The sequence below is a fragment of the Exiguobacterium sp. s89 genome (genome assembly GCF_018617735.1).
Classification (GTDB): domain Bacteria; phylum Bacillota; class Bacilli; order Exiguobacteriales; family Exiguobacteriaceae; genus Exiguobacterium; species Exiguobacterium marinum.
The window spans coordinates 529659-550145 of sequence record NZ_JACSKS010000002.1; the positions used below are offsets into that span (position 1 = coordinate 529659).

Here is a 20487-nt window from a genome sequence, read left to right on the forward strand (position 1 = left end):
CACTATGAGCAAAAAGTTTCACTTTTTCTGGTCAATGATTTATCTTGAAACCAAGATAATAAAAGGAGGATGACAATGAACACGCAGTCTACAGGGATCCATCACATCTCATCGATGGTACAAGATCCGCAACGCACGCTTGATTTTTATGGAGAAGTCCTCGGTCTCCGCTTCGTGAAACAGACCGTCAACTTTGATGACCCAGGCACGTATCATCTCTATTTTGGGGATGAGGTCGGCATGCCTGGTACGGTCATCACGTTCTTCCCAATCTCAGGGTTAGGGAAAGGGCAGGTCGGGAGCGGACAGGTCGGTGTGACGGCCTATCTCGTGCCGGCAGGAAGTTTACCGTTCTGGGAAGAAAGACTACAACAGCACGGGATTGCGACCGTCGCCACAGAACGGTTTGATGAGGCGTCTCTGTTGTTCGAGGACCCGGATGGACTCGTCGTCGAGCTCGTCGCGAGACCAAGCTCGAAACAGACACGTTGGGTCGTCGAAGGAATCACAAAGGATGAGGCGATCGTCGGATTCGCCGGCGCGACGTTATTGTCAAAGGATCCGGACGAGACCGTTCGTCTGTTGATCGAACTGTTAGGTTTTGAACGGGTCGCAGAAGATGGGGAATGGGTCCGTCTGATCGGGTCAGCCGATTACGCGAACGTCATCGATGTGAAGAAGACGATTTTATCGAACGGGGTCCCAGGCACGGGAACGGTTCACCACATCGCTTGGCGCGTTGCGGACGGTGAACAGTATCCGACATGGCAAGATGCGATCTTTGACGTTGGGCTAAGACCGACCGAGGTGAAGGAACGTAACTATTTCCGCTCCGTCTATTTCCATGATGCCGGACGCATCCTGCACGAACTTGCGACGGACGTACCTGGATTCACTGTGGACGAGTCGATCGATTCACTCGGTGAGACGCTTCGTTTGCCATCATGGCTAGAAGAAAAACGGGACCACATCTCTCGTACATTGCCAACCATTAAACTACCGAAAGGAGAACGAATATGATTCATCAATTCATTCAAGGAACGAAAGAGACGACGCTCGTCTTGTTGCACGGAACAGGAGGAAGCGAGCAAGATTTGATCCCACTCGCGAAAGAATTGTCGACAGAGGCGAACATCTTGACACTTCGAGGAGATGTCATTGAAAACGGGATGTCCCGTTTCTTCCGTCGTCACGCAGAAGGGGTGCTCGACTTAGAAGATTTAAAGAAGCAAACAGAGCGCTTCTTAAGCTTTTTGAACGAGGCGGCGACAAAATATGGGATTGACCGGGACAAGATGATTCCAATCGGCTATTCAAATGGAGCGAACTTGATTGGCTCGGCACTTTACCGCGCCCCGGCGTTTACCGCATCTCTTTTGTTCCATCCGATGGTACCGGACCGCTCGTTGACGCTCCCTGACTTGACAGGGAGGAACGTATTCATCTCAGCGGGAGAGCGTGATCCGATTTGTCCGAAGGCAGAAACAGAAGAGCTGACAACGACGCTCCGTAGCGCGGGAGCAGACGTCGAGCTCTTCTATCACTCGGGTGGACATGAACTTCGCATGGAAGAAGTCGAGGCGGCACGGACGTGGATTGCCACTTACCTCGACTAAGTCGTTCAAGCCATTTTTTTCGGTTTGTTCGGACGAGAGTAGACGACGAGGACACCTCGGTCAATCAAATAGGCGGCGAATAAACGTTTCGCTTCCTCAGCACGTACGGTTCGGTCGATTTGGATATACAATCGGCCGAGCTTTTTTTGTGAGGTGCGCGTGAGTAGCCAAATCGAGTCGAGCGTATACTGCCAAGTTTGGAGTGTGTCACCGCCGATGTATAAGTAGCGGTTTTGAGTGCGCTCAAGCAAATAATTGAGCCACCAGACGTCACGGACCAATTTGGCACAGACACCGAGCACGAACGTGAGACCGAGGAAAGCCATGCTAGACAATACAGGATGAATGGCAGAGAACCCATTACGGACCGATTCAAAGGCGACAATGAGTAAGCCGACGGAAAAGATGCTGACGAACCACCAGAACCCGAAATTAGAGAATGAACGTTTCGGATCGTGTACCATATGATGTCGATTCCGGATGATCGAAGCCATTCTCTCCACCTCCTTTATTAGAATATTCTGAATATTTAGTAACACCACTATACTATACTGTACCCAATCCCGTCTATTTGAATACGCATACAACATGTTGAATCTTGAGGATTTTTTGACGTTTCGGCTTGCATTCAGCGAATTGTGGGAATGATGACAGTGAAGACATGAAAATTTTGTTGAAACGTAATTTCACTCTGCGTAGGAATCGATTATGATAGGTAAGGGAAATTTTGATGAGGTGATATGAAGTGAAGAAGATGAAGGTCGGAGAACTGAGAAATGAGTTGAAATCATTTACTCAAGAGGAACTGATTGAACTCGTCGTCAGTCTTTATAAACAACATGCCGAGGTGAAGACGACGTTGAATGGTTATTTCATTGAAGAATTTGAAGGGGATGTCATGAATCAGCTCAGACGTGACATCGTAAGTTTAGGAGAACGTGCCTCATACGGTTCAAACAATTTGACACTCCTAAAGAAAGGGGCTGCCATCGTCAAACAGGCAGAATATTTCAAGGAACCAGCCTTCACGGAAGGCGTACGGATTTTCTATTTGACTTACTTTAGCCCATACGTTGAACAGATGGGTGAGTTGCTAGAGGTGAGTGCCCCGAAAGAGCTCGAAGTCTATTTCAAAGAGTTTGATAAGCTACTTAAGCGAATGAAGGAAGATCCTTATACGCTCTATTTAATAAAAGATCAAGTTGACGAGTTGCTCAATGAGATTCCGATTCATGAACGTGAACAAATCCTTGTATTTTGGGAGCGTCAAAAAGCATGGACAAAAGAAAATATCGATTAGAGAACTAGAGGGAATGTTATGAGAAATTATTGGTATGACAATATTAAAGGTGTGCTCGTCCTGCTCGTCGTGTTCGGCCACTTATTGACCGATGTTCGCGGTGTTTACGATGACATCCTTCCAAAGTGGGTATATCTGTTCTTATATACGTTCCACATGCCGCTATTCATCATGCTCAGCGGTTACTTTTATCGAGAGAACCGTTATTTGCGTGTAATCCAGTTGTTTGTCGTCTATGTCATTTGGCAAGTCATTCTAGGGTCATGGTTCGCCTTCACAGAAGGGATTTCCATATTCTCGCTCGAGAATCCAGGACTGAATCTCTTGAAACCGTACTGGGCGCTCTGGTATTTGATGGCAATTGTCTTCTGGTACATTATTACTCCGTACGTTACACAATTGAAAGGATACGTGTTATACGCACTCTTGTTTGCGCTTCTTTTCGGGTTTCAAGCCGAGGCGACGGGCTACTTCGCATTAAGGAAAGTCATCATGTTCTATCCGTTCTTTTTAATCGGCAACTGGATGTCCGAACGAAATACGCTCAACTTCTTTGAATTGCCGAAACGGGCAGAGCAACGGAACCGTTACCGGATTGGTGGGGCAATCATATTTTTCATGCTTACGGTCGGGCTCTTGATCTCAATGCGTGTCCAACAATCCGATACGTTCTATCATATCGGGAATTTGTTCAAGTTCCGTTTCGCTTATGACACGGCCGTGCCTGAAGCGATGTGGGGTGGACCGTTCGCCTTTTTGATCGTCTACACGGTATCGTTACTCATGTCAATCAGTTTCGCACTCATCATTCCTGGTCGAAGACTCCCGATTTTCTCGCGTGCCGGACGATATAGCTTGTATGTGTATCTCGTTCACGTGTTCTTTGTTGTCGCTTGGAAAGCGTTCGTACCTGCAGGGTTCATGCCGACATCTTGGCAACAATTACTCGTCTTGTTTGGAGTCGCTTTCGTGATGGTCCTTGTAATTATCAGTCCGCCGATGGTCCGTCTCTTGCGTCCCCTCGTCGAAATCGACGTGAAGCGGATACAGAATACGAAAGGTGTAAAAGGGTAAAGTCTTTTCTAAATGCTTCATTTCCGCTACACTTTATAGAGAAGAAACGAAATTAGAGTTAAGGAAGTGACCCTTATGCCGTATGAAAATGGAATGCACAGCACAGAAGGCGACGTGAACGTATCGCGTCACGTCGTTGAAATGATTGCCGCAGTCGCAGTTAAAGAAACGAAACACGTGTCTTTCACACAAGAAGATACGAAGTTGTCAGAGCGTTCGCTCATGAAGCATGTGAAAGTGGACGAGTCAGAAGAAGGTATCACCATCAACTTGTCGCTTTACATCGCCTACGGGCAATCGATCATTAAGACGGTGACATCGGTTCAAGAGCGCATCACACAGGACATGGACACGATGCTTGCGATGACACCACGTTCCGTCAACGTGAAAGTCGTCGGGATTCAGCTGTAATCAGGAGAGGGGAGCCTTGAAGCTCTCCTCTTTTTTGATTTTTGCGAAATCGGTTGCATCAAGAGAACGTTTTCATTTATAATAGAAATCGAACAAGTGCAACCGTTTGCATCATTGACCAAACGTGCAACGGGTACTTGTCAAGTTCCCTAAATGTAGTCTGACGACACAAGCATTTGAAGGAAAGGCGGAAAGCAAGTATGTCAACGATTGAAGCAGTGATTTTCGATTTAGATGGTGTCATTACTGACACGGCAGAGTACCATTACCTCGCTTGGAAGCAACTCGGAGAAGAGCTCGGAATTCCTTTTGACCGCGAATTCAACGAAACACTCAAAGGAGTGAGTCGGACCGAGTCGCTTGAGCGGATCCTTACGCTCGGCGGGAAACAGGACGATTTTACACCGGAAGAGAAGGACGGACTCGCACAAAAGAAAAACGAGCATTACGTTGAACTCATTCAACATATCTCATCAGACGATCTTCTTCCTGGCATTGTTTCATTCCTCGATGAAATTAAAGAGGCGGGACTTAAAATCGGAATGGCTTCAGCTTCAAAGAACGCATTTGCGGTCGTTGACGCACTAGGTGTCCGTCATTACTTCGATCATATTGTCGATGCAGCAACTGTCGCCCAGTCGAAACCACACCCCGAAGTGTTTTTGAAGGCCGCTTCTGCCCTTGGCGTGAAACCCGAACTCGCCATTGGCGTTGAAGATGCGGCTGCCGGCGTAACTGCAATCAAAGCGGCAAATATGTTTGCTGTCGCCGTTGGAGAAGAATCGATGCTTGGTCATGCAGACCTCATCGTGGCCTCTACTGACGAACTTTCACTCGAACGCATTCTCGAACGTGTTCACGTGTAAATGACTACAATCATCTTCCGTGAGACGGCGACTGCCCCGAACAGTCGCCGTCTTTTTTGAGTCAAAAGTCCTAAATAGACAATTTTGCCCAAAAAGTGATGACAAACTCATTACAAATCCGTTACACTTTTATAGAAGATATAGAGGGATTATTAGGAATTCTTGATTTAAAATAGGGAATTTCTCATTATAATTGGATGTAGAAGGGGATTTGTGTATGGAATCTACGAATGTCAACGAGCATATTTATCGAGAATTGATGGAAATCGAAGAATCATATCGTCAGTTACAGCGACGTGCTGAATATTTGATTGCAGAATTGAGTCGAGAACGAGAAGAAAAAGACTCAACGGCTGATGCGTCTAAACGCCTACGACCACGACGTGTCAATCAACGATATCCTCTTGAAGTATATGTTCATCAAGTAACCGACCTTTTAAAGGAACGTCAAACGATGAGCGTGCGTGATATTCAGATGGAGCTTGAACTTCGCTACCGTCATCACATCAGCAATATTTACCAATTGATGGTGAAAATTGAAGGCGTGAATCCAGAGATCAAAAAAATCGGACGCGGTCTTTATACATACGAACCAAAAGAAGAAGTTGCCGCGACACTTTCATAATGTACAGCCGATGGGGCACGCCCCATCGGCTTTTGTTGTAAACGGACTGATATCAAACCATCGATTCAAAATATGATATAATTCGCCAGAGTCTTATTTTTTTGAGAGAGGAACTGTCGGCCCATGTTATGGATTGCCATGTTGGTCAGTTTTGTGATGGCCATCTTGATTACACCGCTCGTTCGCCGATTCGCATTTTTTATAGGTGCGGTCGATCATCCGAACGCACGAAAAGTACATTTACGGACGATGCCACGTATCGGTGGTCTCGCGATTTTTATCGCATTCTTCATCGGCTATGCCTTGTTACTTCCGACAAGCCGCTATAACGACGCCATCTTGATCGGGGCCGTTGTCATTCTCCTTACAGGACTGATTGATGACCGGTTCCAGTTGTCGGCTCGCGTGAAGCTGATGGGGCAAATGATTGCGACGGTCATCGTCTTGAACTCGGGGATGCGCATCGAACTCGTCAATCTTCCGTTTGATCAGCAACTATATCTCGGGTCATGGAGTATTCCGGTCACGGTCCTTTGGTTGATTGGGATCACCAATGCGATCAACTTGATCGATGGGCTCGATGGGCTCGCCGCAGGTGTGTCGAGCATCGCCCTCGGAACGATTGCTGTATTGGCAATCATTCAAGGGAACGTCTACTTGACGATGATGGCATTGCTGCTACTTGCAAGTACGCTCGGTTTTCTCGTCCACAACTTTTATCCGGCAAAGATTTTTATGGGAGATACGGGAGCCTTATTTCTCGGATATATGCTTGCTGTCTTCTCGCTCATCGGTTTTAAGAACGTAACCTTGTTCTCACTCGTCGTCCCGGTCTTGTTACTTGGGTTACCCATCTCGGATACGATTTTTGCGATTGTACGTCGACTCGTCCAAGGTCGACCGCCGATGTCACCGGATAAATCACATATGCACCACCAGTTGATCGACATGGGCTTCACGACACGTCAAGCTGTCTTGCTCATGTACGGAATGACCTTATTCTTTGGAATCTCGTCAATCTTGTTTGCCAAGACAACGATGCTTGGCGCCGTCATCACATTTATCGTAGTCTTGATTGTCATCGAATTGATTGTTGAATCGACAGAATTAATTCATCCCAATTATAAACCGATTATCCGCACGTCACGGCGACTACTTGGTCGCTTGAGAACATAAAACAACCATGAGTGGTCGCTTAGCGATACTCATGGTTGTTTTTAGTACGTCGTTGTCTCAGTCATGGAGTCGTCTGTTTCATCTGTTTCCGGTTCGTCTGCGGTGACAGGCATCCCCAGTTCGGTTTGGAGGAGGGCTTGTGCATCACGAAGGTCGGTGGGGTCGAGTTCATAATAATAGACACCGTTCAACGTCAAGTCGGTCCCTTCAAGCGTTTCACGATTGAAAGACTTGAGAGATTTTACATAAGGTTGGAGTTGCGAGGCTTCCGATAATGACATATTCGTTCGGATGTTCTCGCCGACTGCGTTCATGATCCGGTTCAACTTCGTGAAAGAGTTGATTGTCGTCGCCTCGTTGATGATGGCCTCAATCACTTGTTGCTGTCGACCGGCTCGGCCGATGTCACCGGCAGGATCTTGTTTTCGCATACGAGCGTATGCGAGTGCCTCTTTTCCGTTTAGGACTTGGACGCCCGGTTCTAACTCGACGTTTCCGGTCGCTTGTCCTGAAATCGGTATGAGTACGTCGATTTCAACACCGCCGACCGCATCGACCAAATCTTCGATGCCATCGAAGTTGATGGTCGCATAGTAGTCGATTGGGATGTCGAGCAAGTTCTCGACGGTCGAAATCGTCGCGTCGATACCACCGTAAGCGTAAGCGTGGTTAATCTTGTCTTTAAAAGGGTCATTGTCGTCGATGATGATATCGACGTACGAGTCGCGTGGGATACTGACGAGCGTCACTTGGCGCGACTTTTTGTTGAACGTCGCCACCATCAAGGAGTCACTTCGTCCTTCCTCGAGCGAGGCGCCGCCATCGACCCCTGCTAGTAGGACGGAGAAGTGGTCTTTCGTCAAGTCGATGGTTTCTTCACGACGCTCTGACTTGTCGCCGCGCTCCAACTCCTTGTTCGTATTTTCGGCGGTTTCATTCGCTTTGAAGACAAAATACCCGAAAGCGGAACCACCGATTAACAATACGACACCCAACACGATGAGGACGACTTTCCAAGGTGATTTTTTCTTGCGTGGGGGTGTGTCCATGTTGTTTCCTCATTTCAGTTGTTTCTTTTAGTATAGGTGTTTCAGCGTTTGAAATCACGTTCGATGATGCGTTTATCGTTGGTTTGTAGCTTACCTTGACCATTTGTTATATCCGTCATCCAAGCGAGCGCCTTATCTGTCTCTTCCACGGGTACTGAGACATGAAACGTGACCAGGTCGGCGTAGACGATGTCATCGAGCAAGTATGTGGACTGTCTCAACTCATGTTCGACTTTGCCGATCCATGTATAGTCGACAGTGAGTGTCAATTGTTGCATCTGCAAGCGCTCGACGATTCCGATCACGTCTAACCCTTCGCTAACGGTCCCACCATACGCCCGAATGAGACCGCCACCGCCTAACTTTATTCCGCCAAAGTATCGTGTGACGACGACGACTGTGTCTTTTAGATGTCGTTTACGCAATACTTCGAGCATCGGCAAGCCCGCTGTACCGCTCGGTTCACCATCATCATTTGCTTTTTGATGCTCGTTCCTTTCACCGATGATGTAAGCTGAACAATTGTGGTTCGCATTCCAATGCTCTTTTTTGATGCTTTGAATGAACGCTTGGGCCTCTTCTTCGGATTCGACACGTTTGAAGTGAGCGATAAATTTTGATTTTTGGATAAGGACTTCGTATGTTCCACTTTGTTTTATAGTATAATTTGACTCAGTAGACATTTCTGAAAATTCTCCTTTCTATTTTTAAATATTTTTTTTAGAATTCAAGTAGGCACATACGCTTTACATAGCGAATGGGTTTATAGAAGATCTATCATTACCGCTGTAAACCTGATTTCAAACGACGATATATAAGGATAGATGAGGATTAACTACCGAACTATTAGGGGATGGCATCGTGAATCATATTACCGATCGGACAGCTTTAGAACATATCATAACAAATATGATTGAAACGGTGACGGAAAGTAAAGAGGAAATCGTCCGTATAACCGAAAGTTCAGCAACTGAATATTCAGCAATTCAAAATGAGTTGAAAGAATTGACGGATAAAATCGAGTTCTACATCGAGGAGTCCGATCGACTCGACAGACTCGTAAAGGCTGCAAAGTCAAAGCTCGTTCAAGTCAGCAAGAAGTTTCATATACATAGTGAGCAAGAAATACGCGATGCGTACGAACGAGCGAATCAAATGCAACTTGAACGGTTTCTCGTCCAAAAAGAAGAAATGGCGGCCCAGCAGCGTCGTAACGATTTAGAGCGCCGTTTACTCATCTTAGAGGACACGATTGAACGTGCCGAAAAATTGATCGGTCGTGTTAGCGTCGTCTTGAACTTTTTACGAGACGACCTGCAGCAAGAGTATTCGGACATGATGAAAAAACAAGAGATGGCCCTCGGTGTATTCGAAGCAGCCGAGCGCGAACGGCGCCATCTTGCCCGCGAGATGCACGACGGTCCAGCGCAATCGCTTGCCCATATTTTGATTCGTGCCGATTTGATCGAAAAGACGTTTGACAAACGAGGGAAAGACGAGGCATTTGCCGAATTACATGAACTTAAAAAGTTGATTCGTGGCGCACTCGTCGATGTCCGTCGCTTGATTTATGATTTACGTCCGATGTCACTTGATGATTTAGGTTTTTTGCCGACGCTCGAGCGCTATCTCCATCAAACAGAGGAGTATACGGCCATTAAGACGCGTCTTAACTATCGTGGGTCACGCGCACGTTTGCCTGAGAAGCTAGAAATCAACGTATTCCGTCTCGTGCAAGAAGCGGTACAAAATGCGATTAAGCATGCTAAGACGTCAGAGATTATCGTCAATGTCGAACAGGGGAACGATGTGATCCATCTTCATGTCCGTGACTATGGTATCGGGTTTGAACCGAGCACGATTGGCGAAGAATCATTTGGGATTGTCGGGATGCGCGAACGAATTGAATTGGTGAACGGGAGTATCACCATCGACTCGGAAGTCGGCAAGGGGACAGTTGTCCGAATGTCGATTCCGATTCCGTGAGAGAACAAGGGGGAAGACAAACATGGATTTGACACAGACACGCATAGCAATCGTGGATGATCACGAACTGTTCCGCGAGGGATTGAAGCGGATTTTTGATTTAGAGGATGAATTTGAGGTTGTCGCAGAAGGGCGGACGGGTCGCGAAGCAGTTCGCATTGCAGGTGAGCAGAAACCGGAGATTCTGATTATGGATATCAACATGCCGGACATGAATGGGATTGAGGCGACGAAGCAACTCTCACTCCTTTCGCCGGAGACACGTGTCCTCATCCTCTCGATTCACGATGATGAGTCATATATCACGCATGCGCTCGAAGCGGGAGCCTCTGGGTTCTTACTAAAAGAAGTGGCATCGACAGAGCTGATTTCAGCGGTTCGTGCCGTCGCTCGGGATGGGGCTTATCTTCATCCGAAAGTGACGACGAACGTTTTAAAAGAGTACCGTCGTCTCTTACAATTCAAAGGAGAACAAGCGGGTCGTGGGGTCGAGAGTCGAACAGATGACCCTGTGTATCAACTGTTGTCACGTCGTGAGGTCGAGGTATTACACCTTCTCGCTGATGGCCGATCGAACCGGGATATCAGTGACATGCTCTTTATTAGTGAGAAGACGGTCAAAAACCACGTCTCCTCCGTCCTTCGTAAAATGGACGTGAACGACCGTACACAAGCCGTCGTGGATGCGATTCGTCGGGGTTGGGTCGAGATTTGAGCGTCACCGATGCTTTACTTCGTTTTTGTGTTACAATATGGAATGGAATCCTAACATAATTGGAAAAATGAAACGACGTAAAGTGAGGATATAGTATGGGAAACATTGCGATTTTAACCGACAGTACCGCCTACTTGTCGGATGATTTTTTGGCGCGGCATGACGTCCATGTCGCACCACTCAGTGTCATCTTCGATGGCGCGTCGTACCGTGAGTCGATCGATATGTCGACCGAGGCGTTTTATGAGCGTATCGAGGCGGGCAATTTACCGACGACGTCGCAGCCGGTCATCGGTGAGACGGTCGAGTTGATCGAGAACTTGTCGGATGATGTGACGGACGTGATCGCCATCACACTCTCGAGTGGCATTAGCGGAACATACCAGGCAATGATTGCGATAAATAACATGGTAGATGTAACCGTTCATGCGTTTGATTCGGAGATCTCATGTATGCCGCAAGCGTTTCTTGTCGAAGAGGCATTGCACCTCCGTGACAAAGGTGCGACACCGGAAGAAATCATCGCGCGACTCGAGACGGTTCGTGATTCGATTCGCGCATACTTTGTCGTAGATGACCTCGATCATTTACAGCGTGGTGGACGGTTGAGCGCGGCGCAAGCACTCGTCGGCTCGTTCTTACAAATCAAGCCGGTCCTACACTTCCAAGACAAGTTGATTGTCCCATTTGAAAAGATTCGCACGTATAAGAAGGCCGTGCGTCGAATCGAAGAAATGATGGACGAGTCGATCGCAGGTGACGGTGAGGGGTACTGTATCGGAATTATTCACGCCAACTGCCCAGAGCGTCAGGCAGAGGAAATCGCTTCGATGAAACAGAAATTCCCAAAAGCACACATCTCGGGAAGCCATTTCGGTCCTGTCATCGGGACGCACCTTGGACCTGGTGCAATCGGCATCACTTGGTATCGTCGCGAATGGTAATAGAGACGACCGTCTAAGGTCGTCTTTTTCAATGGAGGAGGGAATGTGATGGCGAAATATCGCCAAATATTTGAGCGTCTGGCAGAAGAAATGCGTAACGGCACGAGACCGGCAGACTCAAAACTCCCATCTGAGACAGAGTTGATGTATCAATTCGAAGCCAGTCGGGGGACAGTCCGTAAGGCACTCGATCTGTTGCAGGAGAACGGGTACGTAAGGAAGCATCACGGGAAAGGCGTATTCGTGTTGAAGCGGGATCAAATCGAGTTTCAATTCAACGGTATCGTCAGTTTCTCGGAAATATATGCAAGTATGCTAGGTCGTTCCATCCAAACCCACGTCGCCTCGTTCGAAGAGATGGAGGCCCCGCCCTGGCTCGCCGAACGAATGAACCTGACACCGGGGACCCACGTGTTTCGCATTGAACGGGTCCGAAACTTTGATGGGGAGAACGTGATCTTAGACATCAATTATTTTGTCAAAGACCTCGTTCCGGGATTGACAGAAGAGATTGCAGCCCGTTCCATTTATGGATACATCGAACGGGAACTCGATCAACAAATCAGTTATGCCAAACGGAAGATTGCGGCCGAGGACGTGACGGAACTTGACCGGGAGCGACTCGACTTGCATGACTATGAATACGTCATCGTCATCACGAACGATACGTTCTTATATGAAGGGCAACAATTTGAATATACGGAGTCGCGCCACCGATTGGACAAGTTCCAGTTCAGTGACGTCGCCCGTCGGTAAACCTCTTTCGAATAGAAGGAGGTTTTTTGTTTGAACGAGTGTGAGCAAGGGAATTTTTCACATGAATATTTGTCGAATGACGTTCATCAAAACTTATATAGATAAGTTGTTGACTTAACTTATATAGATAAGTTATACTTTGTTTGTAATCATAAGTAACCGTTTTCATAAGCAGTTTTCAAACAAAGGAGGACTATGAACATGAAGGCAGACTATCGTCAAATTGCCGCTGACATTTTAGAAGCAATCGGTGGCAAAGATAATGTAGACAAGGCAGCTCACTGTGTGACACGTCTTCGTCTCTCCCTCAAAGACCAGTCGAAAGTCGATGAGGGACGTGTGAAAGAAATCGATCTCGTCAAAGGGGCGTTCGAGAACTCTGGCGTGTATCAAATCGTCATCGGAGCCGGTGATGTCGATCGCGTCTATGCTGAATTTATCAAGCTCGCCGGTCTTGAGGCGGCAACGGTCGCCGAGGTCAAATCTGCAGGTGGCAAAAAAATGAATCCGCTTCAAAAACTCGTCAAAGTCTTCTCTGACGTCTTTATGCCAATCATTCCAGCCATCATCGTAGCCGGTCTCCTCATGGGGATCAACAACCTACTCGCTTCAGAAGGTCTCTTCATCGACGGACAGACGCTCATCGAGGCATATCCGAACTTACAAGGACTTTGGGATCTCATCAACATGATGGCGAACACGTCATTCGTCTTCTTACCGGCACTCGTCGGATGGTCGGCGACGAAACGATTCGGTGGTAGCGAAGTACTCGGGATCGTCATGGGTCTCTTGCTCGTTCACCCGGACCTCTTGAACGCATGGGGCTACGGGACAGCAGCACTTGAAGGCGAAGTACCAACGTTTGATATCCTAGGACTTTTCGAAATTGAGAAAGTCGGCTATCAAGGTCAAATCTTGCCGGTCCTCGCCGCTGCATATATTTTGAGTCAAATCGAGATGTTCTTGAAAAAACGTGTGCCGAACGCGATTCAGCTCTTGGTCGTTCCGATCACGACAATCGTCGTCACTGGATTCCTCGCACTCGCAATCGTTGGACCGATCACTCGTGGAATCGGTAACTTGATCGCAACAGGACTTGTCAACACGTTTGAAGCCGTACCGGTCGTCGGGGCACTCCTCTTCGGGTTGTTCTACGCACCGCTCGTTGTCACAGGGATGCACCACTTATTCATCGCCATCGACCTTCAGTTGATCGCGGATACAGGCGGTACATTCATCTGGCCGATGATCGCCCTCTCAAACATCGCGCAAGGTTCTGCCGCACTCGCTATGTTCTTCGTTTACAAGCACAATGCGAAACAAAAGAGTATGGCATCGACTTCAGCGATCTCTGCATACTTCGGTATCACAGAGCCGGCCATGTTCGGGGTCAACTTGCCGCATAAATTCCCGTTCTACTCAGCGATGATCGGGTCGGCAATCGCGGCAATCTTCATCACATTGAATGACGTTCAAGCAATCGCCATCGGTGTTGGGGGACTCCCAGGATTCCTCTCGATCTTCACAGATAAAATCCTTCTCTTCATCGTCGGCATGTTCATCGCGATCATCGTACCGTTCGCGCTCACATTCGTCTTGTCGAAACGCTACATGAAGAAGGGTGAAATCGAAGAAAACAAAGTCGCATAAGAAATGATTCGGGAGGGAGGGACGGCAGTTCTTCCCTCTTTCTTATTGAAATGAAAACTCTTACAAAAGGAGATGTCGTCTATGACACAGAAAAATTGGCGCAAATCAGTCGTCTATCAAATTTACCCGAAAAGCTTTTACAGTCCGGAAGGGAATGCGACCGGATCGATTAAAGGGGTGACGGCAAAGCTAGATTACTTGGCAGAGCTCGGCATCGAATACATTTGGATGACGCCTGTCTATCAGTCACCTCAACACGATAACGGCTATGACGTAAGTGATTACTATGCCGTTGACCCGTCGTACGGAACGATGGAAGACCTCGACGAACTGATCCGTGAGGCGGAGGCGCGGGGCATCGGCCTCATGATGGACATCGTCGTCAATCACTCGTCGACCGAACATGTTTGGTTCCAAAAATCATTGTCGGGAGACGAACGGTACCGAGACTATTATATTTGGCGCGATGAACCGACGAACTGGGAGTCGAAGTTCGGTGGGAACGCGTGGGAATATGATGAAAAGAGCGGACAATACTATCTCCACTTGTTCGATGTGACACAAGCCGACTTAAATTGGGAGAACGAACAGATGCGCGAGGACGTCTATGAGATGATGCGTTTTTGGCGCGAAAAAGGAATCAAAGGATTCCGTCTCGACGTCATCAACCTGATTTCAAAAGAGCAGGACTTCCCGGAAGACGAGTCGGATGGGCGGAAGTTCTATACGGACGGTCCACGCATCCATGAATATTTGAAAGAGATGAACCGTGAAGTGTTTGACGGTCATGACGTCATCACGGTCGGGGAGATGTCGTCGACGACGCTCGATCACTGTGTACGGTATTCAAACCCGGACGAGAACGAGCTCAGCATGACGTTCAGCTTCCACCACTTGAAAGTCGATTATCCGAACGGTGAGAAGTTCGTCGCCTCCCCGTTTGATTTCATTCAGTTGAAAGACATCATGTCGACGTGGCAACGCGGGATGCACGGAAAAGGGTGGAACGCCATCTTCTGGTGTAACCACGACCAACCACGCGTCGTCAGCCGTTTCGGGAACGACACGAATCACCGTATCGAGAGTGCCAAAATGCTCGCTACGGTACTTCACGGACTCCAAGGGACGCCATACATCTATCAAGGAGAAGAAATCGGGATGACGAATCCTGGCTTTGACTCGCTTGACGAGTATCGGGACATCGAGACGCTCAATAACTATAAATTGAAGCGTGAGGAAGGCGTGTCACATGAAGACATGATGGCAGCCATCAAACAGAAGTCACGCGACAACTCGCGGACGCCGATGCAGTGGGATGCGACGACGCATGCCGGCTTCACGAATGGTACCCCGTGGATCAACGTGGCGCCGAACTATAAAGACGTGAACGTCGAAGCGGCATTACATGATAAAAACTCGGTATTCTACCACTACAAGAATTTGATTGCGTTACGAAAAGAACTTGACGTCTTGACGGACGGGGACTACACGCTCCTTACCCATGATTCGCTAGACGTTTGGGCATATACACGGAAGACCGACCGCGAGGAGCTCCTCGTCGTCGCAAACTTCTATGGAACCGAAACGACGTACACGATTCCGGAAGGGTTCGAGCGGGTGAACGTCGTCAGTCACAACTACGACGTGCCTGAGCTCGACGGGACGACGTTGTCCCTTCGCCCGTACGAGGCGATCATGTTCTACAAACAGAAATAACAGATGGGACCTGACTTTTTTGTCGGGTCCTATTTGTGTGAAGGAGATAAGTTGTGCTATATAAGTCGAGTCGCATTCACGTATCCATTTTGGTAACGTGAGGTCAAAAAGGAGTGCGGTTGTGGGAGAACTCATCGTCGCATCAACGGGAAAACGGGCCATCCGCTTCGGCATCTGCCAACGCTGTCTCAGCACAAATGTTCGGACGTTCACCTGTCATCATGGGCGCTGTGCCTATTGTCGAAATTGTTTATACCTCGGGCGTGTCTGTCGTTGTGATTATCTAGAAGAACGAGACATCGCGACCCCGGCTGAAACGACCGAATTGACGATGCCGTTCGAGCTCGCCCCTGCCCAAACGCGTGTCGCTAGTCAACTGCTCACGTGGTGGGATGAACGAAAGACGGGACTCGTGCATGCGGTATGCGGGGCCGGGAAGACGGAGATGACGTTCCCCGTGATCGAGCGGGTCGTCAATGAAGGGAAGCGGGTATTGATCGTGTCACCTCGGCGGGACGTTGCCATTGAATGGGTAGAACGATTAGAACATGCGTTCACTGTCCCTGTCACGAGAAGATACGGGGGCGGGGAGAAAGCATCCATCGGAATGATCACCGTGGCGACCGCGCCGTTACTCATGAATCTACGTCACGTATTCGACTATGTGCTCGTCGATGAATCCGATGCCTTCCCGTTTGCCTTTGACGTGGCCTTGTGGAATACGATACGACGGGCCGGGAGAGGTGTCTTCTTGTTCATTACGGCGACCCCGACCATGTGGCAAAAGACATTTCCGACGATTCATCTCTCTCGGCGTTATCACGGGTTTGATTTGCCCGTCCCGACTCTCGTCAAGCAATCGGATGAACGCATTCTAGACTTTTGTCAGCGACATATATCCAAACCGCGTCTATTGTTCGTGCCAACGAAGCCGGACCTCGAACGCTATGAAGCGCAGTTACGAGAAACGGGAGTGACATGCCGCACCGTATCCGCTGACACGGAGGAACGGCTCGAGACGCTCGATTGGCTTCAAGAGACGAAAGGTGTGGTCCTCGCGACCTCAATTTGGGAGCGGGGGATGACGGTGCGGGACGTGCAGGTCGCGGTGATTGAGAGCGAGCATCGGCTCTTTACGACACGCGGACTCATTCAAATGGCAGGACGGGCGGGGCGAAAACCGGACGCACCGACAGGAGAGGTCTGTTTCTTTTACGAGGAGCGCACGTTCCGTCAAGATCAAGCCATCCGGGCAATTAAGGAGGCGAATCGGCGATGAAGTGTCTTCTTTGTCACGAGCCGATGAAGGTCCCGTGGACGCCAGCTACACTTTGGCGGAAGGACTGGGTGTGCCCGGCTTGTGAGACGAAACTCACGCCGCTCAGGACAGGTTGCCCACGTTGCGGTCAACCGAATGAGGCCGGTGAGACGTGTGCGGACTGTATCCGTTGGCTTGCGCTCGGATTAGATTTGACCGTTCGTTGTCTGTACGCATATGATGAGGCGGGGATTGACTGGCTGCACCGTTTCAAATTCAGCGGAGATGTCGTGATTGCAGCATCGGTGGCGCCGACATTACGCTCATTACGTACACCGGGTGTAACCTACGTTCCGATTCCGCTGAGTGAAGAGCGACTTCAGACGCGTCGCTTCAATCAGGCCGAGGTGCTCGCCCGATACATCGATCCGACGCGACAACTTCTCGAAAAATCAGAGGTTTCAAGTCAACGTGAACTCGGGAAAGAAGGAAGACGACACCGAACGAATCCTTTCACTGTACCGACTTCAGTGAAATGTGGGAAAATTATTCTTGTAGACGACGTCTATACGACGGGGACGACCCTTCATCAGGCGGCATTTTCGTTGCGACAGGCAGGTGCGACAGAAGTTTCTGCGATTTGCTTATTTCGGGCGCTAAACAAATCGAAATCGCGTCCGATATAAAGAGCAGAGGTGAAACCAATGGATGCAGCAACTTGCCAAATGTGTGGACGCTTATTTATGAAACAGAGCCGTTCACCGTACTGTCCATCATGTAGTGAGGTTGACTTCCAAAACTTTTTGAAAGTCCGCGACTTCATTCGTGAGCCAGCCAACAAACAGACGACCATCGGAGCCCTCGTCGAAGCGACAGGTGTATCTGAACTTGATATCACGCGATATATCCATGAAGGACGCTTGATTATCAAGGACAATCCGGCGCTTGCGATCCGCTGCGTTCGTTGTGGTCAACCGACGAACGAAGGGAAAGTTTGTTCGAACTGCCAGAGAGATATGCAGAAGGAACTGTCCAGTCTACAGGATAGCTTGACGAAACAATCAAGTATCCGCACTTATCGTTTGGATTAACATCATGAAGAGGGGGAAGACGCATGCGCATCGATTCAGCCAAGTGGGTACATTTACCAAACACTTATGAAAAGAAAACGCAAGTCGAGCCGAAGCCCGCGCCATCTAGCCAAACGGACCAATTGTCAATTTCGGCGGAAGCCCGCGCCCGGTTTGAAGAACCGGTGAAACATCCGGACCGTCTCGCTAAAATCGATGCTTTGAAAGCAGAGATTGATGCGGGCACGTATTCACGGGACGCGCGCGACATCGCTAAACGCTTTCTACAAGGATGAATGGAAGCGAGGTCCGTTTGAGGCCTTCGCACTAAATAACACGGCACGGAAGCTGACTAAATAAGGGGCACCCCTTTCTTTAGTCGGCTCTTTTTTTGAAAAAAGGAGAGACTCATGCTCACATTACATAAACGTTTACTCGAATTGGCCTACGCAAAAGAACAGCAACTCATTGAGAACGACATGGCGGCATTTAGTACACTCGTCAAAGAAGAAGCGAAACTCGTCCGACAAATTTCACAAAAAGAAGCGGAACGACTTCAAGGGACGTATGAATTGGACGATGAAGAGATAGAGGAATTGAGACCGGTCTTGTTCGAGTTGAAGCGACAGAACGAATTGAACGCGACACTGCTCGAACAATCGCTTCGTTATATTACCTGGCATTTGGACATGATCATGCCGGAAGCAGATGATTTCACATACGGACAACAGGCGTTTGAAACACGCTCGTTCAGCCGTGACGTTTAAGGAGGAAGTGGAATGGGTTCAACATTTATGGGATTAGAGACGGCGCGCCGCAGTCTCTCGACACACCAATGGGCGCTTCAGGCGACCGGGAATAACGTGGCGAACGCCTCAAACCCTGGCTATTCACGCCAACGGCTCACACTCGGGATGACCGAGCAGCTCTCGGTCAATTTCGGGGGGACGAAAGCCGGACAATTCGGGACCGGGGTACGCGGGGAGACACTCGCCCGGATTCGCGATCTCATGATTGAACAACAGTATCGTGACGAGTCGGTGAAGAACGCATTCTATGCGACGAAAGAAGCGGCATTCGGCCGGATGGAAGACATCATCAACGAACCTTCAGAGAACGGACTCGCCAAGTCACTTGACATGTTTTGGGCGTCACTCCAAGATTTATCGGTCAACCCGGATGATACGGGTGCGCGAAGCGTGGTTCGGCAACGAGCATTGACGTTGGCACAGACATTTAACTATATGTCGTCTTCATTATCAAAAGTACAGGATGACTTAAAGACGGAAGCGGGCGTCGTCACGAAAAAAATCAACGACTTGTTGACAAAAATCGGTGACGTCAACCGTCAAATCGGAGACGCGGAGCCACTTGGTGTCTTACCGAACGAATTATATGACGAACGTGACCGCTATATGGATGAGTTGTCCCAATATATCGAGTTCGAGCGCGTACCCGTTGATTATTTGAACGGAGAGACACGCGGTAACTCGCAACGTGTTGCTGAAGGGCGAGTTGATATTCGCGTTAATATTGGTGGCACTGAAGTGAAACTTGTCGACGGTTTAACAAGTGGGGTCGGTAAGATTGAAGATATGACGCTAACGAATGCCGCTGGGGGAACATCTACGCTTACATTTAATGACTTGCCGAACGGGAAGTGGAAAGCACTTGTCGATATGTATGGTACGTCTACAGGCACAGAAGCCCATGATGGCTCCTTCACGAAAATGCTCGCAGATCTGGATGAAATGGCGAATGTTTTCGCTTCAGCATTTAATACGGCTCATGGCACAAATAAAGATGCAGATGGGGTTGCAGGTCGAACTGACTTTTTCGTAGGGATGACGAGCGCTTCGACGATTACTGTAAACGATGATTTCATGAAGAACTTAGATTTGATTGCCGCATCAAAAGATGGAAACATCGGGGACGGAAGTGGTGCTCTCGAACTTGCCCAATTGAAAGAAAGCGCGCTCAGCTTTTCTGGTTCGGTTACGACCTCAACCTCGATCGGCAAGTACTATCAAAACGTCATCGGAAACATGGCGGTCGAGGCGAGTCAAAACGCGAACTTGGCAAAGAGCACATTCGCCCTCTTAAGCAGTTCAGATCAACGTCGTCAGTCGGTGAGCGCGGTATCGCTCGACGAAGAGATGACGATGATGATTCAATATCAACACGCTTATAACGCGGCGGCACGTAACATCACGGCCGTCGACGAGATGCTCGACAAAATCATTAACGGCATGGGTGTCGTAGGGAGGTAATGACT

At 48.7% G+C, this 20487-nt stretch carries 23 protein-coding genes; 20 read left to right on the plus strand and 3 right to left on the minus strand.

Going from position 1 to position 20487, the window contains the following annotated elements; genetic code table 11:
* Nucleotides 1-75 precede the first annotated feature (75 nt).
* Together KNO96_RS08625 and KNO96_RS08630 are read left to right on the plus strand one after the other, a co-directional pair.
* Nucleotides 76-1020, plus strand: coding sequence for a VOC family protein (locus KNO96_RS08625; RefSeq protein WP_214703372.1), 945 nt, complete (start codon nt 76-78; stop codon nt 1018-1020).
* On the plus strand, nt 1017-1616 hold the full coding sequence (locus KNO96_RS08630) for an alpha/beta hydrolase (RefSeq protein ID WP_214703373.1): 600 nt from the start codon (nt 1017-1019) through the stop codon (nt 1614-1616). The genes KNO96_RS08625 and KNO96_RS08630 overlap by 4 nt, the downstream gene beginning before the upstream one ends.
* Before the next feature lie 5 nt (nt 1617-1621).
* On the opposite strand, the gene KNO96_RS08635 is transcribed toward KNO96_RS08630, so the two are convergent.
* Nucleotides 1622-2110 (minus strand): hypothetical protein, encoded by a 489-nt coding sequence (locus KNO96_RS08635; RefSeq protein WP_214703374.1) that lies wholly within the window; start codon nt 2108-2110, stop codon nt 1622-1624.
* A gap of 251 nt (nt 2111-2361) precedes the next feature.
* Between KNO96_RS08635 and KNO96_RS08640 the strand changes: the two genes are divergently transcribed.
* The 6 genes from KNO96_RS08640 (at nt 2362) to KNO96_RS08665 (ending at nt 7068) form a co-directional block, all read left to right on the plus strand.
* A complete protein-coding gene (locus KNO96_RS08640) occupies nt 2362-2916 on the plus strand; it encodes a hypothetical protein (RefSeq protein WP_214703375.1) in 555 nt (184 codons plus the stop codon).
* An 18-nt stretch (nt 2917-2934) separates the two neighbouring features.
* Nucleotides 2935-3990 (plus strand): acyltransferase family protein, encoded by a 1056-nt coding sequence (locus KNO96_RS08645; protein WP_214703376.1) that lies wholly within the window; start codon nt 2935-2937, stop codon nt 3988-3990.
* A 75-nt stretch (nt 3991-4065) separates the two neighbouring features.
* Nucleotides 4066-4401: an Asp23/Gls24 family envelope stress response protein gene (locus tag KNO96_RS08650; protein ID WP_026825368.1), complete on the plus strand. Its 336-nt coding sequence runs from the start codon at nt 4066-4068 to the stop codon at nt 4399-4401.
* Between the two features lie 200 nt (nt 4402-4601).
* Nucleotides 4602-5267: a beta-phosphoglucomutase gene (gene pgmB, locus KNO96_RS08655; RefSeq protein ID WP_214703377.1), complete on the plus strand. Its 666-nt coding sequence runs from the start codon at nt 4602-4604 to the stop codon at nt 5265-5267.
* Nucleotides 5268-5484: 217 nt separating this feature from the next.
* The gene (locus tag KNO96_RS08660) at nt 5485-5892 is read left to right on the plus strand and encodes a Rok-like winged helix domain-containing protein (RefSeq protein ID WP_214703378.1); all 408 of its coding nucleotides are present in this window, start codon (nt 5485-5487) and stop codon (nt 5890-5892) included.
* A 123-nt stretch (nt 5893-6015) separates the two neighbouring features.
* Nucleotides 6016-7068 (plus strand): glycosyltransferase family 4 protein, encoded by a 1053-nt coding sequence (locus tag KNO96_RS08665; protein WP_214703379.1) that lies wholly within the window; start codon nt 6016-6018, stop codon nt 7066-7068.
* Between the two features lie 41 nt (nt 7069-7109).
* Here the strand turns inward: KNO96_RS08665 and KNO96_RS08670 are convergent, their stop codons facing one another.
* Nucleotides 7110-8117: an LCP family protein gene (locus KNO96_RS08670; RefSeq protein ID WP_214703380.1), complete on the minus strand. Its 1008-nt coding sequence runs from the start codon at nt 8115-8117 to the stop codon at nt 7110-7112.
* A gap of 41 nt (nt 8118-8158) precedes the next feature.
* Nucleotides 8159-8800, minus strand: a complete 642-nt coding sequence (locus KNO96_RS08675) for a YigZ family protein (protein ID WP_026825373.1) — start codon at nt 8798-8800, stop codon at nt 8159-8161.
* Between the two features lie 178 nt (nt 8801-8978).
* Here KNO96_RS08675 and KNO96_RS14470 point away from each other — a divergent pair, with 178 nt between their 5' ends.
* From KNO96_RS14470 to flgK, 12 genes are all read left to right on the plus strand, one after another.
* Nucleotides 8979-10103 carry a sensor histidine kinase gene (locus tag KNO96_RS14470; protein ID WP_214699597.1) on the plus strand — a complete coding sequence of 375 codons (1125 nt, stop codon included), beginning with the start codon at nt 8979-8981 and terminating at the stop codon, nt 10101-10103.
* Between the two features lie 22 nt (nt 10104-10125).
* Nucleotides 10126-10818 carry a response regulator transcription factor gene (locus tag KNO96_RS08685; RefSeq protein WP_026825375.1) on the plus strand — a complete coding sequence of 231 codons (693 nt, stop codon included), beginning with the start codon at nt 10126-10128 and terminating at the stop codon, nt 10816-10818.
* Nucleotides 10819-10913: 95 nt separating this feature from the next.
* Nucleotides 10914-11762, plus strand: a complete 849-nt coding sequence (locus tag KNO96_RS08690; RefSeq protein ID WP_214703381.1) for a DegV family protein — start codon at nt 10914-10916, stop codon at nt 11760-11762.
* A 45-nt stretch (nt 11763-11807) separates the two neighbouring features.
* A complete protein-coding gene (treR, locus tag KNO96_RS08695) occupies nt 11808-12518 on the plus strand; it encodes a trehalose operon repressor (RefSeq protein WP_026825377.1) in 711 nt (236 codons plus the stop codon).
* 201 nt (nt 12519-12719) lie between these two features.
* On the plus strand, nt 12720-14168 hold the full coding sequence (gene treP / locus KNO96_RS08700) for a PTS system trehalose-specific EIIBC component (protein ID WP_214703382.1): 1449 nt from the start codon (nt 12720-12722) through the stop codon (nt 14166-14168).
* An 81-nt stretch (nt 14169-14249) separates the two neighbouring features.
* Nucleotides 14250-15884, plus strand: coding sequence for an alpha,alpha-phosphotrehalase (gene treC / locus KNO96_RS08705; RefSeq protein ID WP_214703383.1), 1635 nt, complete (start codon nt 14250-14252; stop codon nt 15882-15884).
* Nucleotides 15885-16005: 121 nt separating this feature from the next.
* The gene (locus tag KNO96_RS08710; protein ID WP_214703384.1) at nt 16006-17163 is read left to right on the plus strand and encodes a helicase-related protein; all 1158 of its coding nucleotides are present in this window, start codon (nt 16006-16008) and stop codon (nt 17161-17163) included.
* Nucleotides 17160-17828, plus strand: coding sequence for a ComFC family protein (locus KNO96_RS08715; RefSeq protein ID WP_214703385.1), 669 nt, complete (start codon nt 17160-17162; stop codon nt 17826-17828). Before KNO96_RS08710 ends, KNO96_RS08715 begins: the two co-directional genes overlap by 4 nt.
* An 18-nt stretch (nt 17829-17846) precedes the next feature.
* A complete protein-coding gene (locus KNO96_RS08720) occupies nt 17847-18233 on the plus strand; it encodes a flagellar protein (RefSeq protein WP_026825381.1) in 387 nt (128 codons plus the stop codon).
* Nucleotides 18234-18256: 23 nt separating this feature from the next.
* Nucleotides 18257-18508 carry a flagellar biosynthesis anti-sigma factor FlgM gene (locus KNO96_RS08725; protein ID WP_026825382.1) on the plus strand — a complete coding sequence of 84 codons (252 nt, stop codon included), beginning with the start codon at nt 18257-18259 and terminating at the stop codon, nt 18506-18508.
* Nucleotides 18509-18622: 114 nt separating this feature from the next.
* Nucleotides 18623-18979 (plus strand): flagellar export chaperone FlgN, encoded by a 357-nt coding sequence (gene flgN, locus KNO96_RS08730; RefSeq protein ID WP_214703386.1) that lies wholly within the window; start codon nt 18623-18625, stop codon nt 18977-18979.
* A gap of 12 nt (nt 18980-18991) precedes the next feature.
* Complete coding sequence (gene flgK / locus KNO96_RS08735) at nt 18992-20482, plus strand: flagellar hook-associated protein FlgK (protein WP_214703387.1); 1491 nt, start codon at nt 18992-18994, stop codon at nt 20480-20482.
* The last annotated feature ends 5 nt before the right edge of the window (nt 20483-20487 follow it).

What these genes read in the sequence shown, in the direction of transcription:
- KNO96_RS08625 (WP_214703372.1), top strand. Translation starts at nt 76, where the DNA reads ATGAACACGCAGTCTACAGGGATCCATCACATCTCATCGATGGTACAA.
- KNO96_RS08630 (WP_214703373.1), top strand. Translation starts at nt 1,017, where the DNA reads ATGATTCATCAATTCATTCAAGGAACGAAAGAGACGACGCTCGTCTTG.
- KNO96_RS08635 (WP_214703374.1), bottom strand. Translation starts at nt 2,110, where the DNA reads ATGGCTTCGATCATCCGGAATCGACATCATATGGTACACGATCCGAAA.
- KNO96_RS08645 (WP_214703376.1), top strand. Translation starts at nt 2,935, where the DNA reads ATGAGAAATTATTGGTATGACAATATTAAAGGTGTGCTCGTCCTGCTC.
- KNO96_RS08650 (WP_026825368.1), top strand. Translation starts at nt 4,066, where the DNA reads ATGCCGTATGAAAATGGAATGCACAGCACAGAAGGCGACGTGAACGTA.
- pgmB (WP_214703377.1), top strand. Translation starts at nt 4,602, where the DNA reads ATGTCAACGATTGAAGCAGTGATTTTCGATTTAGATGGTGTCATTACT.
- KNO96_RS08660 (WP_214703378.1), top strand. Translation starts at nt 5,485, where the DNA reads ATGGAATCTACGAATGTCAACGAGCATATTTATCGAGAATTGATGGAA.
- KNO96_RS08665 (WP_214703379.1), top strand. Translation starts at nt 6,016, where the DNA reads ATGTTATGGATTGCCATGTTGGTCAGTTTTGTGATGGCCATCTTGATT.
- KNO96_RS08670 (WP_214703380.1), bottom strand. Translation starts at nt 8,117, where the DNA reads ATGGACACACCCCCACGCAAGAAAAAATCACCTTGGAAAGTCGTCCTC.
- KNO96_RS08675 (WP_026825373.1), bottom strand. Translation starts at nt 8,800, where the DNA reads ATGTCTACTGAGTCAAATTATACTATAAAACAAAGTGGAACATACGAA.
- KNO96_RS08685 (WP_026825375.1), top strand. Translation starts at nt 10,126, where the DNA reads ATGGATTTGACACAGACACGCATAGCAATCGTGGATGATCACGAACTG.
- KNO96_RS08690 (WP_214703381.1), top strand. Translation starts at nt 10,914, where the DNA reads ATGGGAAACATTGCGATTTTAACCGACAGTACCGCCTACTTGTCGGAT.
- treP (WP_214703382.1), top strand. Translation starts at nt 12,720, where the DNA reads ATGAAGGCAGACTATCGTCAAATTGCCGCTGACATTTTAGAAGCAATC.
- treC (WP_214703383.1), top strand. Translation starts at nt 14,250, where the DNA reads ATGACACAGAAAAATTGGCGCAAATCAGTCGTCTATCAAATTTACCCG.
- KNO96_RS08715 (WP_214703385.1), top strand. Translation starts at nt 17,160, where the DNA reads ATGAAGTGTCTTCTTTGTCACGAGCCGATGAAGGTCCCGTGGACGCCA.
- KNO96_RS08720 (WP_026825381.1), top strand. Translation starts at nt 17,847, where the DNA reads ATGGATGCAGCAACTTGCCAAATGTGTGGACGCTTATTTATGAAACAG.
- KNO96_RS08725 (WP_026825382.1), top strand. Translation starts at nt 18,257, where the DNA reads ATGCGCATCGATTCAGCCAAGTGGGTACATTTACCAAACACTTATGAA.
- flgN (WP_214703386.1), top strand. Translation starts at nt 18,623, where the DNA reads ATGCTCACATTACATAAACGTTTACTCGAATTGGCCTACGCAAAAGAA.
- flgK (WP_214703387.1), top strand. Translation starts at nt 18,992, where the DNA reads ATGGGTTCAACATTTATGGGATTAGAGACGGCGCGCCGCAGTCTCTCG.